Annotated in this window: 18 protein-coding genes; 15 read left to right on the forward strand and 3 right to left on the reverse strand. The window is 66.4% G+C overall.

The genetic code is table 11. The features are described 5' to 3' along the window. Positions 1-3 precede the first annotated feature (3 nt). From ACL58G_RS16775 to ACL58G_RS16810, 8 genes are all read left to right on the forward strand, one after another. Entirely contained in the window at positions 4-525 is a 522-nt protein-coding gene (locus tag ACL58G_RS16775; RefSeq protein WP_082577389.1) for an OmpH family outer membrane protein, read from the forward strand. Positions 526-616: 91 nt separating this feature from the next. Continuing rightward, complete coding sequence (lpxD, locus tag ACL58G_RS16780) at positions 617-1,675, forward strand: UDP-3-O-(3-hydroxymyristoyl)glucosamine N-acyltransferase (protein WP_440962512.1); 1,059 nt, start codon at positions 617-619, stop codon at positions 1,673-1,675. Next, positions 1,672-2,157, forward strand: a complete 486-nt coding sequence (gene fabZ / locus ACL58G_RS16785; protein ID WP_371760538.1) for a 3-hydroxyacyl-ACP dehydratase FabZ — start codon at positions 1,672-1,674, stop codon at positions 2,155-2,157. The genes lpxD and fabZ overlap by 4 nt, the downstream gene beginning before the upstream one ends. Further along, the gene (gene lpxA / locus ACL58G_RS16790) at positions 2,157-2,945 is read left to right on the forward strand and encodes an acyl-ACP--UDP-N-acetylglucosamine O-acyltransferase (protein ID WP_056135241.1); all 789 of its coding nucleotides are present in this window, start codon (positions 2,157-2,159) and stop codon (positions 2,943-2,945) included. The genes fabZ and lpxA overlap by 1 nt, the downstream gene beginning before the upstream one ends. Beyond that, positions 2,929-4,089, forward strand: a complete 1,161-nt coding sequence (gene lpxB / locus ACL58G_RS16795; RefSeq protein WP_440962513.1) for a lipid-A-disaccharide synthase — start codon at positions 2,929-2,931, stop codon at positions 4,087-4,089. Before lpxA ends, lpxB begins: the two co-directional genes overlap by 17 nt. After that, positions 4,086-4,751 carry a ribonuclease HII gene (rnhB, locus tag ACL58G_RS16800; RefSeq protein ID WP_440962514.1) on the forward strand — a complete coding sequence of 222 codons (666 nt, stop codon included), beginning with the start codon at positions 4,086-4,088 and terminating at the stop codon, positions 4,749-4,751. The genes lpxB and rnhB overlap by 4 nt, the downstream gene beginning before the upstream one ends. Beyond that, positions 4,748-5,527: a TrmH family RNA methyltransferase gene (locus ACL58G_RS16805; RefSeq protein WP_440962515.1), complete on the forward strand. Its 780-nt coding sequence runs from the start codon at positions 4,748-4,750 to the stop codon at positions 5,525-5,527. The genes rnhB and ACL58G_RS16805 overlap by 4 nt, the downstream gene beginning before the upstream one ends. Positions 5,528-5,578: 51 nt before the next feature. Further along, positions 5,579-6,790: an EAL domain-containing response regulator gene (locus ACL58G_RS16810; protein ID WP_440962516.1), complete on the forward strand. Its 1,212-nt coding sequence runs from the start codon at positions 5,579-5,581 to the stop codon at positions 6,788-6,790. 108 nt (positions 6,791-6,898) lie between these two features. Here ACL58G_RS16810 and ppsR read toward each other — a convergent pair whose 3' ends face one another. Continuing rightward, on the reverse strand, positions 6,899-7,747 hold the full coding sequence (ppsR, locus tag ACL58G_RS16815; protein WP_056135226.1) for a posphoenolpyruvate synthetase regulatory kinase/phosphorylase PpsR: 849 nt from the start codon (positions 7,745-7,747) through the stop codon (positions 6,899-6,901). A gap of 370 nt (positions 7,748-8,117) precedes the next feature. On the opposite strand from ppsR, the gene ppsA reads away from it, so the two are divergent. Continuing rightward, positions 8,118-10,475 (forward strand): phosphoenolpyruvate synthase, encoded by a 2,358-nt coding sequence (ppsA, locus tag ACL58G_RS16820; protein WP_440968050.1) that lies wholly within the window; start codon positions 8,118-8,120, stop codon positions 10,473-10,475. A gap of 160 nt (positions 10,476-10,635) precedes the next feature. Here ppsA and ACL58G_RS16825 read toward each other — a convergent pair whose 3' ends face one another. Further along, entirely contained in the window at positions 10,636-11,589 is a 954-nt protein-coding gene (locus tag ACL58G_RS16825; protein ID WP_440962517.1) for a tetratricopeptide repeat protein, read from the reverse strand. Here ACL58G_RS16825 and ACL58G_RS16830 point away from each other — a divergent pair. The 6 genes from ACL58G_RS16830 to ACL58G_RS16855 all read left to right on the forward strand — a co-directional run bounded on the left by ACL58G_RS16830 (position 11,588) and on the right by ACL58G_RS16855 (position 14,456). Next, positions 11,588-11,779: a hypothetical protein gene (locus tag ACL58G_RS16830; protein ID WP_440962518.1), complete on the forward strand. Its 192-nt coding sequence runs from the start codon at positions 11,588-11,590 to the stop codon at positions 11,777-11,779. The two genes, ACL58G_RS16825 and ACL58G_RS16830, sit on opposite strands and share 2 nt — an antisense overlap. A 27-nt stretch (positions 11,780-11,806) precedes the next feature. Further along, entirely contained in the window at positions 11,807-12,142 is a 336-nt protein-coding gene (locus tag ACL58G_RS16835; protein ID WP_413385351.1) for a hypothetical protein, read from the forward strand. A gap of 142 nt (positions 12,143-12,284) precedes the next feature. Next, positions 12,285-12,707, forward strand: coding sequence for an NfeD family protein (locus ACL58G_RS16840; RefSeq protein WP_413385353.1), 423 nt, complete (start codon positions 12,285-12,287; stop codon positions 12,705-12,707). Next, entirely contained in the window at positions 12,704-13,063 is a 360-nt protein-coding gene (locus ACL58G_RS16845) for a hypothetical protein (RefSeq protein WP_413385355.1), read from the forward strand. The genes ACL58G_RS16840 and ACL58G_RS16845 overlap by 4 nt, the downstream gene beginning before the upstream one ends. Positions 13,064-13,091: 28 nt before the next feature. Beyond that, positions 13,092-14,015 (forward strand): SPFH domain-containing protein, encoded by a 924-nt coding sequence (locus tag ACL58G_RS16850; protein WP_440962519.1) that lies wholly within the window; start codon positions 13,092-13,094, stop codon positions 14,013-14,015. A gap of 90 nt (positions 14,016-14,105) precedes the next feature. Beyond that, complete coding sequence (locus ACL58G_RS16855) at positions 14,106-14,456, forward strand: hypothetical protein (RefSeq protein WP_440962520.1); 351 nt, start codon at positions 14,106-14,108, stop codon at positions 14,454-14,456. Between the two features lie 82 nt (positions 14,457-14,538). Here the strand turns inward: ACL58G_RS16855 and ACL58G_RS16860 are convergent, their stop codons facing one another. Then, on the reverse strand, positions 14,539-16,713 hold the full coding sequence (locus ACL58G_RS16860) for a TonB-dependent receptor (RefSeq protein ID WP_440962521.1): 2,175 nt from the start codon (positions 16,711-16,713) through the stop codon (positions 14,539-14,541). Positions 16,714-16,808: the final 95 nt, after the last annotated feature.

A 16,808-nucleotide genomic window follows, 5' to 3' on the forward strand; every position in this document is an offset into this window, starting at 1 on the left:
AATATGTTGAAAAAATCGTTAGCCGCGCTGCCGCGTAGCCTGGTGCTGGCGCTGCTGTGCGCCGGTGCGATGGCGCAGGCGTCCGCGCAGAGCGGGATGAGCCGCATCGGCTTCGTCTACACCGAGCGCCTGATGACCGAGTCCAAGCTGGCCAAGGCGGCGGACGCGAAGCTGCAGTCGGAATTCTCCAAGCGCCAGAAACAGCTCGACGACGCAGTGCAGAAGTACAAGGTGAGCCGCGAGAAATTCGACGACGAAGCGCCGAAACTGTCGGACGTCGACCGCACCAAGCGCACGCGCGAACTGCTCGACATGGAGAAGGACGTGCAGCGCATGCAGCGCGAGTACAACGAGGACCTGTTCCAGCGCAAGAACGAGGAGCGCGCCGCCATCGCGCAGAAAGCCTATAAACTGATCGAACAGGTGGCCGAGCAGGAACACCTCGACGTCGTGCTGCAGGAAGCCATCTGGACCAGTCCGCGCATCGACATCACCGACCGGATCCTCAAGCTGCTCGACAAGTAAGCATGTGAGCATGTGAGCCAACACGCTTCCCTGACGCCGGCCGGCTTGATGAGCGGCCGGCAGTTTTCACTTCTTTTACGGAACGACCACGATGGGCACTCGACTGGGTGATTTGGTCGAACGCTTCGGTGGCCAGCTGGTAGGTGACCCGGACCTCGAGGTCCAGGGCATCGCACCGCTCGACAGCGCCGGCGCTTCGCACATCAGCTTTCTCAGCAACAGCAAACTGCGCGCGCTGGCCGCGCAAAGCGGCGCCGCGGCGCTGATCGTCTCGCCGCTGGACGACGCCACCGTCGCCACGACCTATGCCGGCGCACGCATCGTCACCACCAACCCGTACGCCTATTTCGCCCGCGTCGCGCAGTACTTCGTGGCGCTCGAAGAGATCGTGCCGCCGCCCGGCATCCACCCCAGCGCCGTCGTGCACGAGACGGCGCGCGTCGCCCCGACCGCGCACATCGGCCCGAACGTGACGATCGAAGAAGGCGCCGTCATCGAGGCGGGCGTCCGCATCGACGCCGGCTGCTTCGTCGGCCGCGAGGCGGAGATCGGGGCGGACACGCATCTGTTCGCGAACGTGACCTTCCATGCGCGCTGCAGGATCGGCAAGCGCGGCATCCTGCACTCGGGCGCCGTGATCGGCACCGACGGCTTCGGCTTCGCGCGCGAGAACGGCGTGTACATCAAGATCCCGCAGACGGGCCGCGTGCTGCTGGGCGACGACGTCGACGTCGGCGCCAACACGACCATCGACCGCGGCGCGCTGGACGACACGATCATCGAAGACGGCGTGAAGCTCGACAACCAGATCCAGATCGGCCATAACTGCCGCATCGGGGCGAATACGGCCATGGCGGGCTGCGTGGGGGTAGCCGGCAGCGCGCAGATCGGCAAGAATTGCACGTTCGGCGGCGCGGCGATGGTGCTGGGGCACCTGGAAATCGCGGACAACGTCCATATCTCCTCGGGCAGCATGGTGTCGCGCTCCGTGCTCGAGCCGGGGCAGTACACGGGCTTCTATCCGCTCGCCAAGAACGCCGAATGGGAAAAGAGCGCCGCCATCGTGCGCAACCTGTCCTCGCTGCGCGAGAAGATGCGCAGCCTCGAAAAACAGATCAAACAATTGACCGAACCATCAGAACAAAAATGACGACTGAAGCCACCACCGCGACCAACAAGACCCTGGGGATCAACGAGATCAAGGAATACCTGCCGCACCGCTACCCGCTGCTGCTGGTGGACCGCGTGGTCGACTATGAGCTGGGCAAGACCATCACCGCCATCAAGAACGTGACCGTCAACGAAGAATTCTTCAACGGCCACTTCCCGCACAAGCCCGTGATGCCGGGCGTGCTGATGATCGAGGCGCTGGCGCAGACCGCCGCGATCCTGTCGTTCATGACCATGAACGTCAAGCCGGACGAGAACTCCGTCGTGTACTTCGTCGGCATCGACAACGCGCGCTTCAAGCGTCCGGTCGAGCCGGGCGACCAGCTCAAGATGGACATCGAGATCCTGCGCACCTCGCGCGGCATCTGGAAGTACAAGGCTGTCGCCAGCGTCGACGGCAAGGTCGCCGTCGAAGCTGAGCTGATGTGCACCATCCGCGCGAACGAGAAGGCGGGACAGTGATGAGCAAGGTCCACCCGAGCGCGATCGTCGATCCGAAGGCGGAGCTGGATTCCACCGTCGAAGTCGGCCCGTATTCGATCATCGGGCCGGACGTGCGCATCGGCGCGGGCACCGTCGTGGGTCCGCACGTCGTCATCGAAGGCCACACGACGATCGGCCGCGACAACCGCATCTTCCAGTTCGCGTCGCTGGGCGCCGCCCCGCAGGACAAGAAGTGGGCCGGCGAACCGACTCGCCTGGAGATCGGCGACCGCAACACGATCCGCGAATTCTGCACGTTCAACCTCGGCACCGTGCAGGATGCCGGCGTGACGCGCCTGGGCGACGACAACTGGATGTCCGCGTACACGCACCTGGCGCACGACTGCCAGGTGGGCAGCAACACGATCTTCTCGAACAATGCGCAGCTCGCGGGCCACGTGCACGTGGGCGACTGGGCGATCCTGTCGGGCTACTGCGGCGTGCACCAGTTCTGCAAGATCGGCGCGCATGCCTTCATCGGCATGTACACGAGCCTCACGCAGGACGTGCCGCCATTCGTCCTCGTCTCCGGCAACCCGGCCGAGGCGCACGGCGTGAACATCGAAGGCCTCAAGCGCCGCGGCTTCACGCGCGAGCAGATCAACGCGATCCGCACCGCGTACAAGACCATCTACCGTTCCGGCCTGACGCTGGAAGAAGCCAAGGCCAGGCTGGCGGAAGAGGAAGCCGCCGCCGGCGACGCCGCACAGCACATCCGCGCGCTGCGCGACTTCCTCGACAACGCGAGCCGTGGCATCGTCCGCTGAATCCGTGAAGCTCGCGCTGGTCGCGGGCGAAGTGTCCGGCGACCTGCTCGCGGCGCGCCTGATGGCGGGGCTGAAGCCGCGCCTGCCGGGCGTGGCCTTTTCCGGCATCGGCGGTCCGCGCATGCTGGAGCAGGGCCTTGCGTCGGACGTCCCGATGGACACGCTCACCGTGCGCGGCCTGCTGCCCGTGCTGCTGCGCTACCGCGAACTGAAGGGCATCCAGAACCGCCTGCGCGACCGCCTGCTGGCCGAGCGCCCGGCCGCGTTCATCGGCGCCGACTACCCCGGCTTCAACCTGGGCCTGGAAGAGCAGCTGCGCGCGGCGGGCATCCCGACCGTGCACTTCGTCGGCCCGCAGATCTGGGCGTGGCGCGGCGGGCGCATCAAGAAGATCCAGCGCGCCGTCTCGCACATGCTCGTGATCTTCCCGTTCGAGGAAGAGATCTATCGAAAGGCCGGCGTCCCCGTCACGTACATCGGCCATCCGCTGGCGGAGACGATCCCGCTGGTGCCCGACGTGCTTGCCGCGCGCCGCCAGCTCGGCCTGCCGGAGAACGCGCGCGTCGTGACCGTCATGCCGGGCAGCCGCATGTCGGAAATCAAGTACCTGACTGAGCCCTACGTCCGGACAGTCCAACTGCTGGCGGCGCGGGATCCGTCCGTGCGCTTCATCGCGCCGATGGCGGGCGAGCGGCAAAGAGCGTATTTTATGGAGCTGCTGGCGAAGGCCGGTTTGCAGGACGTGCCGCTCCAGCTCGTCGACGGCGAATCGCATGCGTGCATCGCGGCGGCCGACGCCGTGCTGGCCGCGTCGGGCACCGCGACGCTGGAAGTGGCGCTGTACAAGAAGCCGATGGTAATCGCCTACAAGGTCTTGCAGGCCGAGTGGCTGCTCATCCGGAACATGGGCTACCTGCCGTGGATCGGACTGCCGAACATCCTGGCGCGCGACTTCGTCGTGCCGGAATTCCTGCAGCACGCCGCGACGCCGGAAGCGCTGGCGGACGCCGTCTGGTTCCAGCTGACGGACGAGAACAACCGGGTGAGGCTGCAGGAGCGCTTCACCGAAATGCATCACAGCCTGCTGCGCGACAGCGCGCGCGAAAGCGCCCGCGCCGTGCTCGAGGTGATAGGCAAAGCATGAGAAAAACGAGAACGAAGGCGGTCGATTTCTACCCGGGCCTCCCGCCGAAGAACCGGCCGTTCACGCTGGACGACATCGTCTGCGGCGTGGACGAGGCCGGGCGCGGCCCGCTGGCCGGCCCCGTGTTCGCGGCCGCCGTGATCCTCGATCCGGCCCGTCCGATCGAGGGCCTGCGCGACTCGAAAAAGCTGACGGAAGCGCGGCGCGACGAGTTGGCCCCGCTGATCAGGGAGCACGCGCTGGCGTGGGCCATCGCCGAGTGCTCGCATGCGGAAATCGACACGCTGAACATCCTGCAGGCGACGATGCTGGCGATGCGCCGCGCCGTCGAACAGCTGGCGACCGTGCCGACCATCGCCCTCATCGACGGCAACCGCTGCCCGCAGTTCGCGCCGCACATCCGCGCGCATGCGGTGGTGGAGGGCGACGACAAGGTGCACGCGATTTCCGCCGCGTCGATCCTCGCGAAGACGGCGCGCGATGCGGCGCTCGTCGCGCTGCATGACACGTATCCGCAGTATGCGTTCGACCAGCACAAGGGCTATTCGACGGCGCTGCACCTCGCGCGCCTGCGCGAGCACGGTCCGAGCCCCGTGCACCGGCGCAGCTTCGCGCCCGTGCGCGCGCAGCTCGAACCCGACCTGTTCGGGGAGCTGGCATGAAGAGCATCACGTCGCGCGACAACCCGTTTTACAAGGAACTGAAACACCTCGCGGGCAGCAGCCAGGCCCTGCGCAAGGCCGGCCGTTCGCTGCTGGACGGCGTGCACCTGTGCCAGGCGTACCTGGACCTCGTCGGACAGCCCGTGCACTGCATCGTCTCCGAAGGCGCGCTGGCGAATCCCGAAGTGGCCGCCATCGTCGACCGCGTGACGGCGCCGGCCACGTCGCTGCCGGACGCGCTGTTCGGCGCGCTGTCCCAGGTCGAACACGGCATCCATCTGCTGTTCCTCGTCGAGACGCCGCGGCCTGTTCGTCCGGACGCCCTGGTGCAATCGGCCGTGCTGCTGGACGGCGTGCAGGACCCGGGCAATGCCGGCTCCATCCTCAGGAGTGCGGGCGCGGCGGGCATCAGGCAGGTGTATTGCAGCCCCGGCACCGCCTCGATCTGGTCGCCGAAGGTGCTGCGCGCCGCGATGGGCGCCCATTTCGTGCTGGAGATCTTCGAGAACGTCGACCTGGCGGACCTGATCCGGAAGGCAGAGGTGCCCGTGCTGGCGACGAGCGGCTATGCCAGCGAGCGGATCTACGACGTGGACCTGTCCCGCCCCGTCGCCTGGCTGCTGGGCCATGAAGGGCAGGGCGTGTCGGATGCGCTGCTGAACCTGGCCACGCACCGCGTCGTCATCCCGCACGCGGGCGCCGTGGAATCGTTGAACGTGGCCGCGTGCGCGGCCGTGTGTTTCTTCGAACAGCTGCGCCAACAACAGCAGGCGTAGACGCGATAAGCCCGTTCGGTTACGCTTCGTGCACGTTATGACGGAGTCGAGATGGACATGGGGCAAACGCAGTTGCACTCTTTGCACTTCCTGGTCGCGGAAGCGGACCCGGTGCAGCGCCGCGCGCTGATCGAGGCGCTCGGCCAGGTGGGCGCCACGCGCGTTACCGACGTGCCGGACGGCCCGATGGCGCTGCGCACCCTGCAGGCGGGTTTCACCCCGAAGATCGACGTCGCCGTCATCGACCTCGACCTGGGCGGCATGGATGGCCTGGAACTGCTGCGCGCGATCGCCGCGCTGAAGTCGGACGCGCGGCTGATCGTCGTCGGCGCCCAGCCGGCAAGCGTGCTGTTCTCCGTCGAGAGCCTCGCGCAGGCGCATGGCGTCGACCTGCTGGGCACTGTCGCCAAGCCCGTCACGAGCACGAAACTCAAGGTTTTGCTGGACAATTACCAGGCGCCGCGGCGCGCGCCGGCGGCGGCGCCCGGCCCCAGCTTCACGTTCGCCGAAGTGGGCGTGGGCCTGCAGAAGCGCCAGTTCGAGCCGTTCTTCCAGCCCAAGATCGAACTGGCGACGGGCCAGGTGAAAGGCCTGGAGACGTTCGCCCGCTGGCGCCATCCCGAGCACGGCGTGCTGGGTCCCTCCGCCTTCATCGGCGCGCTGGAAGCGAACAACCGCATCGACTTCCTCGACTGGACGATGCTGGAAATGTCGGTGGAGCGGTGCCGCCACTACCACGACCAGGGCATCCCGATCTCCATCTCGCTGAACCTGGCGCCGGAGACGCTGGCGCATCCGAACTTCATCCGCCAGGTGACGTCGACGATGCAGCGCCACGGCGTGCTGCCGGACTACCTGACGTTCGAGATGACGGAATCCTCGATCCTCAGCTTCGACGCCGACTTCATCGAACGCCTCGTGCGCTTGCGCATGCTGGGCTTCGGCCTCGCGATCGACGACTACGGCACGGGGCGCTCGAACCTGCAGATCCTGGCGCGCATCCCGTTCTCGGAACTCAAGATCGACCGTTCGTTCGTGGACGGCGCGTCGAAGAAGCGCCAGCTGGGCACCGTGCTGAAATCGTGCCTCGGGCTGGCGCACAGCCTCGATCGCATGTCCGTCGCCGTCGGCGTGGAGACGCGGCAGGACTGGGATTTCCTGCAGGGGCTCGGGTGCACGTATGCGCAGGGGTACCACATCGCCAATCCGATGCCGGCCGACGAATTTCCCGGCTGGCTCGAGGATTGGCGCCATTTCTTCTAGAGGGGTCAGAGCCCGGTGTTGCTGGTTGGGCTCTGACCCCGGTGGTCAATTGCGCCGCGGATTAGCACCGGGGTCAGAGCCCCTAAAAGAAGAACCGGGCTCTGACCCCTAGTATTCACGCCGGTCCGGCTTGATCTCCTGGAGGATGGTCGTCGCGATCTCCTCGATCGACTTGGTGGTCGACGACAGCCACCGGATCCCCTCGCGCCGCATCAGCTGCTCGGCCTCGTTCACCTCGTAGCGGCAGTTCTCCAGCGACGCATACTTGCTGCCCGCGCGCCGCTCGTTGCGGATCTCGGACAGGCGTTCCGGCGTGATCGTCAGGCCGAAGATCTTGTGCTTGAACTGCGGCAGCGCCGACGGCAGCTTGTTGCGCTCGAAATCGTCCGGGATCAGCGGGTAGTTCGCCGCCTTGATCCCGTACTGCATCGCGAGGTACAGGCTCGTCGGCGTCTTGCCCGAGCGCGACACGCCCACGAGGATCACGTCCGCATCCGCCAGGTTCTTGTGCGACTGGCCGTCGTCGTGTGCCAGCGAGAAGTTGATGGCCTCGATGCGGTTCTTGTATTCCTCCGTGTCGACGACGTTGTGGATGCGGCCGATCGTGTGCGTCGACTTCACCCGCAATTCCTGCTCGAGCGGGGCAACGAAGGTCTGGAACAGATCCATGTGCATGCCCTGCGCGGCGCGGATCACGGCCGACAGGTCGTGTTTCACCAGAGTCGAGAACACGATCGGGCGCTGGTTGTCGGCGATCGCGGCGTCGTTGATGCGGCGGGCGGCCGCGTAGGCTTTGTCGATCGTGTCGATGAACGGCAGGCGGATCTGCCGGAAGCGCATCTCGAACTGGCTCAGCACCGCGTGGCCGAAGGTTTCCGCCGTGATGCCCGTGCCGTCGGAAACGAAGAAAACGGTGCGCGCGGCGCCCGGACTGCCTGGGGTGTTAGCGAAAGACATGATGTTTTTTAGACAGATAATGACAAAGTTGCAGCTGGTTGGGCTGTGAAACCCGGGCGCGCGCGGTAAAATGCTCGGGAACGGGTTGTTGGATTGTGCTTTACGACGCCAAGAATAACAAGAAATCCCCCGGAAACTCGACCAGCCTGCCGCGCGAAGCCCGCCTTGAGCAACGATTGCTCGGCGCGCCGCCGCTGCCTAGCCAGGCTCGTCCGTCATCCGGCCGTCGGCGCATCCGCCGTACAGATTTCCATCATCAAAAAGGTGTTTTATCATGACTAACCTGTCGAATGCAGTATTGAAGGCGCCCGATCCCACGGCGGCCGGCGCGAGCGAAGCGGTCTACGTCGCCTCGTTCGAAACCCTGCGCATGACCGACGTCGAGTCGGTCGGCGGCAAGAACGCGTCGCTCGGCGAGATGATCAGCCAGCTGGCCGAGGCCGGCGTGCGCGTGCCGGGCGGCTTCGCCACCACGGCCCAGGCCTTCCGCGACTTCCTGAACCACTCGGTCGACGGCGGTCCCTCTCTCGGTGACCGCATTGCCCGGCGCCTGGAAGGCCTGGACATCGACGACGTACGTTCACTGGCCACCGCGGGTGCAGAGATCCGCCAGTGGATCATCGACACCCCGTTCCAGCCGCGCCTGCAGGCCGAAATCGAAGCCTTCTACGACCGCCTCGTGGCCGATTCGGACACGGAAGTGTCGTTCGCCGTGCGCTCGTCCGCCACCGCGGAAGACCTGCCGGACGCCTCGTTCGCGGGCCAGCAGGAGACGTTCCTGAACGTCGTCGGCATCGACAACGTGCTGGAAGCGATGAAGCACGTGTTCGCGTCGCTGTACAACGACCGCGCGATCTCGTACCGCGTCCATAAAGGCTTCACCCACGCCGAAGTCGCGCTGTCGGCCGGCGTGCAGCGCATGGTCCGTTCCGACACGGGCGCCGCCGGCGTCATGTTCACGATCGACACGGAATCCGGCTTCAAGGACGTCGTGTTCGTCACGTCGAGCTACGGCCTGGGCGAGACCGTCGTGCAGGGCGCCGTCAACCCGGACGAGTTCTACGTGCACAAGCCGATGCTCGAACAGGGCAAGAAGCCCGTCATCCGCAAGAACATCGGCTCCAAGCTGATCAAGATGGAATTCACGAAGGAAGCCAAGGCCGGCCGCTCCGTGCAGACCGTCGACGTGCCGATCGAGCAGCGCAACCGCTATTCGCTGACGGACGAGGAAGTCGTCGAGCTGGCCAGGTATGCCGTCATCATCGAGAAGCACTATGGCCGCCCGATGGACATCGAGTGGGGCAAGGACGGCCGCGACGGCAAGCTGTACATCCTGCAGGCCCGTCCGGAAACCGTGAAGTCGCAGCAGAAGGCGACGGATTCCCAGCAGCGCTTCAAGCTGAAGGGCACGGGCACCGTGCTGACCTCGGGCCGCGCCATCGGCCAGAAGATCGGCGCCGGTCCGGTCCGCGTCATCAACGATCCGTCCGAAATGGAACGTGTGCAGCCGGGGGACGTGCTGGTCGCCGACATGACCGACCCGAACTGGGAACCCGTGATGAAGCGCGCATCGGCCATCGTGACGAACCGCGGCGGCCGCACGTGCCACGCGGCGATCATCGCCCGTGAACTGGGCGTTCCGGCCGTCGTCGGCTGCGGCGACGCGACGGAAACGCTGAAGGACGGCACGTTCGTGACCGTGTCCTGCGCCGAAGGCGACGAGGGCCGGATCTACGACGGCCTGCTGGAAACGGAAGTGACGGAATCGGCGCGCGGCGACCTGCCGGCCATCCCGACCAAGATCATGATGAACGTCGGTAACCCGCAGCTCGCGTTCGATTTCCAGTCGATCCCGAACGGCGGCGTGGGCCTGGCCCGCCTGGAGTTCATCATCAACAACAACATCGGCGTGCACCCGAAGGCGATCCTCGAGTACCCGAACATCGACAACGACCTGAAAAAGGCCGTCGAGTCGGTCGCCCGCGGCCATGCGTCGCCGCGCGCGTTCTACGTCGACAAGCTGGCCGAAGGCGTCGCGACGATCGCCGCCGCGTTCTGGCCGAAGCCCGTCATCGTGCGCCTGTCCGACTTCAAGTCGAACGAGTACAAGAAGCTGATCGGCGGTTCGCGCTACGAGCCGGACGAGGAAAACCCGATGCTGGGCTTCCGCGGCGCCGCGCGCTACCTGGCCGAGGACTTCGCCGAATCGTTCGAGATGGAATGCATGGCGATGAAGCGCGTGCGCGACGAGATGGGCCTCACCAACGTCGAGATCATGATCCCGTTCGTGCGTACCTTGGGCCAGGCCGAGAAGGTCATCGCGCTGCTGGCGAAATATGGCCTGAAGCGCGGCGAGAACGGCCTGCGCGTCATCATGATGTGCGAAGTGCCGTCGAACGCCATCCTGGCCGAGCAGTTCCTGGAGTACTTCGACGGCTTCTCGATCGGTTCGAACGACCTCACGCAGCTCACGCTGGGCCTGGACCGCGACTCCGGCATGGAACTGCTGGCCAAGGACTTCGACGAGCGCGACCCGGCCGTGAAAGCCATGCTGACCCTGGCGATCAAGGCCTGCCGCGCGAAGGGCAAGTACGTGGGCATCTGCGGCCAGGGGCCGTCGGACAACCCGGACTTCGCCGTGTGGCTGATGGAGCAGGGCATCGAATCGATGTCGCTGAACCCGGACTCGGTGATCGATACGTGGCAGAAGCTGGCGTCGATGCAATAAGCCGTTGAGCTTCCAATCAAAGACCGCTGCCTCGGCAGCGGTTTTTTTTTGCACATGTGACGTCTCGGCGTTGCGCGTGGGCTCGGGGAGCCCACCCTACAGCAATGCAACCGTAGGGTGGGCACACCGTGCCCACGCGGACATGTGCAACAAGTTGACGTCAAGCGTGAACCACGGTTCGGTGCAACCGATCGAACGCCCGCTGGAACTCGTCGAGATGGCGTGTAAAAGGCGGCGCCGAAACGGCCCGTAGGCGCCCCAGCAGCGCCTCGCCTTCGGCCACGCGCTCCGTTTCCAGGCAGGCGCGCAGCAGGTGGAAAGCGGCCTGCGGACCGTGCCGGGTGGGGTCGTAGATGGGTCCGACGAGCGTGACGATCAGGCCGGTGTGGCCATATTGCCCGAGGTCGGCCGCCAAAGTCATCAGGGCGCTGCCGTCCACGTCCTCCTCGGCCAGCACGGCCGTGTACTGCTCGCGCGCCGCCGGGAGGTCGCCGGCGGCGAGATGGTGCCGGGCCAGCAGGAGCCGCGCGCGCCAGCTGCGGGGGAGGGCGCACGCTTCCTGCAGCGCCTGCAGGAAGCCCGCTTCGCCCGCGCGCGCGCGCTCGACGGCCAGCCAGCCGTTCAACCCATGCTCGAAGTTCGGGTCGAGCCGGATGGCGCGCCGCAACAGGTCGGACGCGCCGGCCGAGTCTTCCCGGTCGTGCTTCACCTTGGCGAGGTTGGTGAGCAGCGCGGCCGTCTCGCCGCAGGTCCGGATGCCGGCCTGCAGCACGGCCTCGGCCTCGTCGTGCCTGCCGCTTTCCAGCAGCACGATGCCGTGCGTGACATGGCTGCGTTCCGGCAGGCCGTCGATCTCGACGAGGCGTGCGGCCGCCGTCAGCAACTCGGGCGCGAAGCCGTCGGACAGCGCGGTAAGGATGGTGCCGTACAAGGCGTCCGCCGTGTCCCAGTGCTGCTTGAGTTGCGGATGCAGCACCTTGTCGCGCCATTCCTCCCGCGCCATGACCACCTGGCGGCCGTGTTCGTCACAGGCCGTGATGACATCGTCGATGGCGGGCGCCGGGGCGGCGGCGGTCGTGCGGGTGCGGAAGGCGGCGAGCAGACGTTTGAACATGGCGGATCTCCAGAAGGCGATGCACCGCATTATTGGCGTTGATTTCCGCATGGCAATTGATCTGCCGCGGCAAGCGGGTCACGGCGCGATATGCATCAACGCGGGCACGATGTTGAGCCTGAAGCAACAAGTTGTTGACTTGGTACGGAAAAACGTTACACTTTGGCAAATAGTTTTGTCGAGGATGTGAATGAAGCGCCTGGCCTGGTTGACAATCATGATGGGAGCACTGTGGGCAAGCGCGGGTCATGCCGCCGATGCAAGCCTGTGCAAGTCGATGTGCAGCGCCGAGAAGCGCGAATGCCGGGGGAATGCGGAGGGGCTGGCGCGGGAAGACGGCGGCTCGCTGCTCGACCTGCCCGAGAAAAATCCGATGGCGCGCGCGGCACAGGAGCAGGTGCCTTCGGAGGCGGCGCGGGCGCTCGGCAATGCGGGCACGCAAGCGCGCCGGATCGGCAAGGCGGGCAAATGCGACGACGCCTACCTGCGCTGCACCCGCGCCTGCGCCGCGCCGGCCGACGCCGTACTCGTCAGGCCGAAGCAGGACCGTTGACTCCGCGCACAGACGCGCTAGACTGGCGATAACGATTTGATCACCGACACGATCATTGAACCCGATATCAATTACGCGACCCTCGTCACCCGTAGCGGGCGGCGGGGGTTTTTTATCTTTCGATCCGACCACGGAGGAAACCATGGCTGACTGGATGGGCTGGCTGGTAGCGGCCGGCGTGCTCGTGATCCTGGAGCTGTTCACCGGGACGTTTTACCTGCTGATGATCGCCATCGGTCTCGCGGCCGGCGGCATCGTCGCGCTCGCCGGCGCCGGCGGGCCCGGGCAGGCGATCGCCGCCGCCGCGGTCGGCGTGCTCGCGACGTGGCTGCTGCACCGCTCGCGCTTCGGCCATCCGGCGCGGGCGGATGCCCAGCGCGACCGCAACGTCAACCTGGACATCGGCCAGCGCGTGACCGTGCCCGCCTGGGACAACGGCCGCGCGCGCGTCATGTACCGCGGCGCGCTGTGGGACGTGGAGCTCGGGCAGGGCGTCGCGCCGCATGCGGGCGAATTCCGCATCGTCGAAGTGCACGGCAGCCGGCTCGTGGTGGGCAATCCATGACCAAGAAGCACGTCCTGACCCTGCTGGTGGCGTTGACCCTCGTGTTCGGCGTCGTCGACGCGCGCGAGATGGCACTGGGTGTCCAGTCGAACGGCTGGGCCGTCCTGTCGACGGTGCTGTTCAGCTTCCTGAGCTTTTGCTGGTACCGCCTCGACAGCGACGCCTACCACTACCGCCGCACGGCCCTGCTCAACGTGGGCATCGTGATGTTCGCGGTCCTCGCCGTGCCGTATTACCTCGTACGCAGCCGTCCGTCCGGCCAGAAGGGCCGCGCCCTGCTGCGCCTGGCCGGCTTCTGCCTCGTGCTTGTCGTCGCGGCGGGGCTCGGCAGCGTCGCCTACGAACTGCTCGCCTGACCATCACCTTTTTCAAGGAAGGAAACCCATGGAATTCACGTTCGGAACCGTCGCGCTGGTGATCTTCATCGTCGCCATCGTGTTCGTCATCAAGACCATCAACGTCGTGCCGCAGCAGCACGCATGGGTGGTGGAGCGGCTCGGCAAGTACCACGCTACCCTGGCGCCGGGCCTGAACATCGTCGTGCCCTTCGTCGACCGCATCGCCTATAAACACAGCCTGAAGGAGATCCCGCTCGACGTGCCGCCGCAGGTTTGCATCACGAAGGACAACACGCAGCTGCAGGTCGACGGCATCCTGTATTTCCAGGTGACGGACGCCATGCGCGCGTCGTATGGCGCGTCGAACTACATCCAGGCCATCACCCAGCTGGCGCAGACGACCTTGCGCTCCGTGATCGGCCGCATGGAACTGGACAAGACGTTCGAGGAGCGCGACCACATCAACACGACGATCGTCAACGCGATCGACGAATCGGCCGCCAACTGGGGCGTCAAGGTGCTGCGCTACGAGATCAAGGATCTCACGCCACCGGCCGAGATCCTGCACTCGATGCAGCGCCAGATCACGGCCGAGCGCGAGAAGCGCGCGTTGATCGCCGCGTCGGAGGGCCGGCGCCAGGAAGCGATCAACATCGCGAGCGGCGAGCGCGAAGCGGCCATCGCCCGCTCGGAAGGCGAGAAGCAGGCCGCCATCAACCGTGCGCAGGGCGAGGCCGCGGCCATCATCGCGCTGGCCGAGGCCAGCGCCAGCGCGCTGCGCCAGGTGGGCGAGGCGATCCGCTCGCCGGGCGGCATCGATGCCGTCAACCTGCGCGTGGCCGAAGAGTACGTGCACGCCTTCGGCAACCTGGCCAAGACGAACAACTCGGTCATCGTTCCGGCCGACATGAGCGACATGAGCGGCCTGATCGCGTCGGCGCTGACGATCGTGAAGTCGCAGAAGGCGTGATGATGATCAACGGCAACTCCAGCCGATTCCGTAAGCTGTCCGACGTCATCAAATCGCGCTGACGGATTCGCCGCGGCGCAAGGAGCCGCGATGAGTCACCAGCGTGTCGTGTTGTGGATCATGGTCCTGATGGCCGGCACGGGCCTGCTCGATGCCGGCCATGCCGACGCGGCAGCGCAACTGCACTTCGTCGTCGGCGTCGCCGTCAGCTACCTGGGTTTTTTATGGTACCGCGGCGACAGCGATGCGCGCGGGTTCCGCAGGTCGCGCTGGCTCAGCGTGGCGGTCGTGGCGCTCACGGTCGCCACGATTCCGTACTATCTCGTACGCAGCCGCGATGAAGCGGAGCGCGGGCGTGCCCTGGTGGCGTACGCCGCCTGCCTCGCGGCGGCGGCATTCGCCGTGTGGGTAGGTATGGCTATCCACATCGGCCTGACGTGATGACGCCGGCGATTGGTGGGCACGGGGTGCCCACCCTACGATATCGGCTGTAGGATGGGCACCCCGTGCCCATGCGTGAACGTCAGAAGTCGACCGTCGCCGACACCGTGAACGTGCGCGGCGCGCCGAGCACCAGATAGCCGTAGCCCGGATAGCCGCCCGCCGACGCCCAGTAATTCCGCCCGAACGCATTGTCCACGCGCGCCCGCACGGTCACGTCGCGGTCGAGCACGCGCGTCGCATACGTGGCGCCGAGGTCGAGGCGCGTCCACGACGGCAACTGCTGCGTATTCGCCGCATCCGCGTACTGGTGCGACGTGGTGATGGCGCGCGCGTTCAGCGACAGGCCCGCCACCTGCGGCACGTCCCAGTCGGCGCCGAGATTCAGCTGCGTGCGGGGCACGCCGATCGCATCGTTGCCGTCGTTGATGCCGCCGGCCGTGCGGCGCTGTTCGGCGTCCAGCAGCGTGAGGCCGCCGAGCACGCGCAGGCCGTGCATCGGCAGGCCGAACACGGACAGTTCCAGGCCCTGGTTGCGCTGTTCGCCGAATACGCCGAACACGCCGTTCTCGATATGGCCCAGCGGCTGCGCCGTCGAAAACAGCGCGGCGCTCATGCCCAGCTTGCCGCTGTCGTACTTCACGCCCACTTCCTTCTGGCGCGACGTGTACGGCGCGAAGATCTGGCCCTGGTTGATGACGTTGACGCCCGAAGCGGTGGGCCCCTGCTGCAGCGCCTCGATGTAGTTCGCATAGATCGACACGTTTTTCACAGGCTTGTAGACGACGCCCGCGACCGGCGTGTTGGCGCTTTCGTCGTACGCGCTGTTCTGCGCGCCCGTGTTGTAGTCGTAGCCGTAGGACTTGATGCGCTGGTGGCGCACGCCGGCCGTCACGCGCACGGTGTCGTCCAGGAACGACAGCGTGTCCGCCACCGCATAGCTGGACAGGATGCTCTTCGCCGTCAGCAGCGGATTCGCGAGCGAGCCGCCGGTGAAGGCATTGGCGCCAGGTGCCGCGACGTCGACGGGCCGGACCAGGTTCGAGCGCCAGCCGGCGAAGTCGCCGAACGCATAGGCATTGTCCGATTTCGATTCGAAGGCAGATGCGGTGGCGCTGACCGTGTGTTTCACGGAGCCGGCCGCGAAGTCGCCGCGCACGCCGATCTCGCCCGTGCGCACATTGTCCTTGCGCTCGTTGTCGAAGCGCGTCATCACGGTGCCGCCGTCGTTGTCGGTCGTCGTCGGCGAGGAGATCACGTTCGATTCGCGGCCTTCGCGTGCGCCCAGTGCCGCCCACGCGACGACGTGCGGCGCCAGGTCGACTTCGCCCCGCAGGGTGCCGAACGTGTCGCGCTCGTTCGAATGTGTCCACGGCTGGGCGAAGTTGCTGTCGGCATCCGGTGCGGCCGGGATCGCGAGGCCGGACCCCACGGTCACGCTGGGGCGGCCGTTGCGCAGCTGATGGTCCTGGTAGCCGACGTCCGCCGACACGCGGTAGTGGTCGCCGCGGTAGTCCAGGCCCACGGAAAACACGGACAGCTCGCGCTGTTCGCGGTCGACCGCCGTGTCGCCGTCGCGGCGGACGGCGTTCACGCGGATGCCGGCGCGGTTGTCCGGGCCGAAGCGGCGCGCCACGTCGGCCGCGACGTAGGCCTGGCCGCCCGATTCGACGCCGGCCGTCACTTCGTTCAGGGGCGCGTTCGGCGCGCGCTTGGGCAGCAGGTTGATCATGCCGCCGATGCCGCCGCCGCCCGGCGCCGCACCGTTGATGAAGCTGTTCGCGCCGCGCAGCACTTCCACGCGTTCCAGCAGCTCGCTGGCCACGAACTGGCGCGGCAGCAAACCGTATAAACCGTTATACGCGAGGTCGTCCGAGTTCACCGCGAAGCCGCGGATCACGTACAGCTCCTGGTAGTTGCCGAAGCCGCGCGCCACGCGCACCGACGGATCGTTCTGCACGACGTCCGCGACGCTCCTGGCCTGCTGGTCCTGGATCAGCGCGTGCGTGTAATTGGTGGCGTTGAACGGCGCGTCCATGATGTCCACGTTCCCCAGCAGGCCGAGACGCCCGCCGCGCGCCACCTGGCCGCCGGCATAGGCGGACGGCAGGCCCTGCGCCGACGCGTCGGCGGACGCGGTGACCACGACGGTGGCGATGCCGTCGTCGGTCGTCTGGGCCGAGGCCGAGGCGGAGAGGAGGAGGGCTCCGACGGCGATCGGCGTGAGGATGGTGCGGGGAAACGGCGCGGACTTCATGGTAACGTTGTTTGTTTAATGAGAATAATTCTCATTATACGGAGCGTTCTTGCGTTCGTAAATGAGAACTATTATTATTTGGCCTCAGCCGCAAC

Origin of the sequence: Massilia sp. GER05 (genome assembly GCF_052056005.1) — a bacterium.
In the GTDB taxonomy this organism is placed as follows: domain Bacteria; phylum Pseudomonadota; class Gammaproteobacteria; order Burkholderiales; family Burkholderiaceae_D; genus Telluria; species Telluria orientalis.

What these genes read in the sequence shown, in the direction of transcription:
- ACL58G_RS16775 (WP_082577389.1), top strand. Translation starts at nt 4, where the DNA reads ATGTTGAAAAAATCGTTAGCCGCGCTGCCGCGTAGCCTGGTGCTGGCG.
- lpxD (WP_440962512.1), top strand. Translation starts at nt 617, where the DNA reads ATGGGCACTCGACTGGGTGATTTGGTCGAACGCTTCGGTGGCCAGCTG.
- fabZ (WP_371760538.1), top strand. Translation starts at nt 1,672, where the DNA reads ATGACGACTGAAGCCACCACCGCGACCAACAAGACCCTGGGGATCAAC.
- lpxA (WP_056135241.1), top strand. Translation starts at nt 2,157, where the DNA reads ATGAGCAAGGTCCACCCGAGCGCGATCGTCGATCCGAAGGCGGAGCTG.
- rnhB (WP_440962514.1), top strand. Translation starts at nt 4,086, where the DNA reads ATGAGAAAAACGAGAACGAAGGCGGTCGATTTCTACCCGGGCCTCCCG.
- ACL58G_RS16805 (WP_440962515.1), top strand. Translation starts at nt 4,748, where the DNA reads ATGAAGAGCATCACGTCGCGCGACAACCCGTTTTACAAGGAACTGAAA.
- ACL58G_RS16810 (WP_440962516.1), top strand. Translation starts at nt 5,579, where the DNA reads ATGGACATGGGGCAAACGCAGTTGCACTCTTTGCACTTCCTGGTCGCG.
- ppsR (WP_056135226.1), bottom strand. Translation starts at nt 7,747, where the DNA reads ATGTCTTTCGCTAACACCCCAGGCAGTCCGGGCGCCGCGCGCACCGTT.
- ppsA (WP_440968050.1), top strand. Translation starts at nt 8,118, where the DNA reads ATGACCGACGTCGAGTCGGTCGGCGGCAAGAACGCGTCGCTCGGCGAG.
- ACL58G_RS16830 (WP_440962518.1), top strand. Translation starts at nt 11,588, where the DNA reads ATGGCGGATCTCCAGAAGGCGATGCACCGCATTATTGGCGTTGATTTC.
- ACL58G_RS16825 (WP_440962517.1), bottom strand. Translation starts at nt 11,589, where the DNA reads ATGTTCAAACGTCTGCTCGCCGCCTTCCGCACCCGCACGACCGCCGCC.
- ACL58G_RS16835 (WP_413385351.1), top strand. Translation starts at nt 11,807, where the DNA reads ATGATGGGAGCACTGTGGGCAAGCGCGGGTCATGCCGCCGATGCAAGC.
- ACL58G_RS16840 (WP_413385353.1), top strand. Translation starts at nt 12,285, where the DNA reads ATGGCTGACTGGATGGGCTGGCTGGTAGCGGCCGGCGTGCTCGTGATC.
- ACL58G_RS16845 (WP_413385355.1), top strand. Translation starts at nt 12,704, where the DNA reads ATGACCAAGAAGCACGTCCTGACCCTGCTGGTGGCGTTGACCCTCGTG.
- ACL58G_RS16850 (WP_440962519.1), top strand. Translation starts at nt 13,092, where the DNA reads ATGGAATTCACGTTCGGAACCGTCGCGCTGGTGATCTTCATCGTCGCC.
- ACL58G_RS16855 (WP_440962520.1), top strand. Translation starts at nt 14,106, where the DNA reads ATGAGTCACCAGCGTGTCGTGTTGTGGATCATGGTCCTGATGGCCGGC.
- ACL58G_RS16860 (WP_440962521.1), bottom strand. Translation starts at nt 16,713, where the DNA reads ATGAAGTCCGCGCCGTTTCCCCGCACCATCCTCACGCCGATCGCCGTC.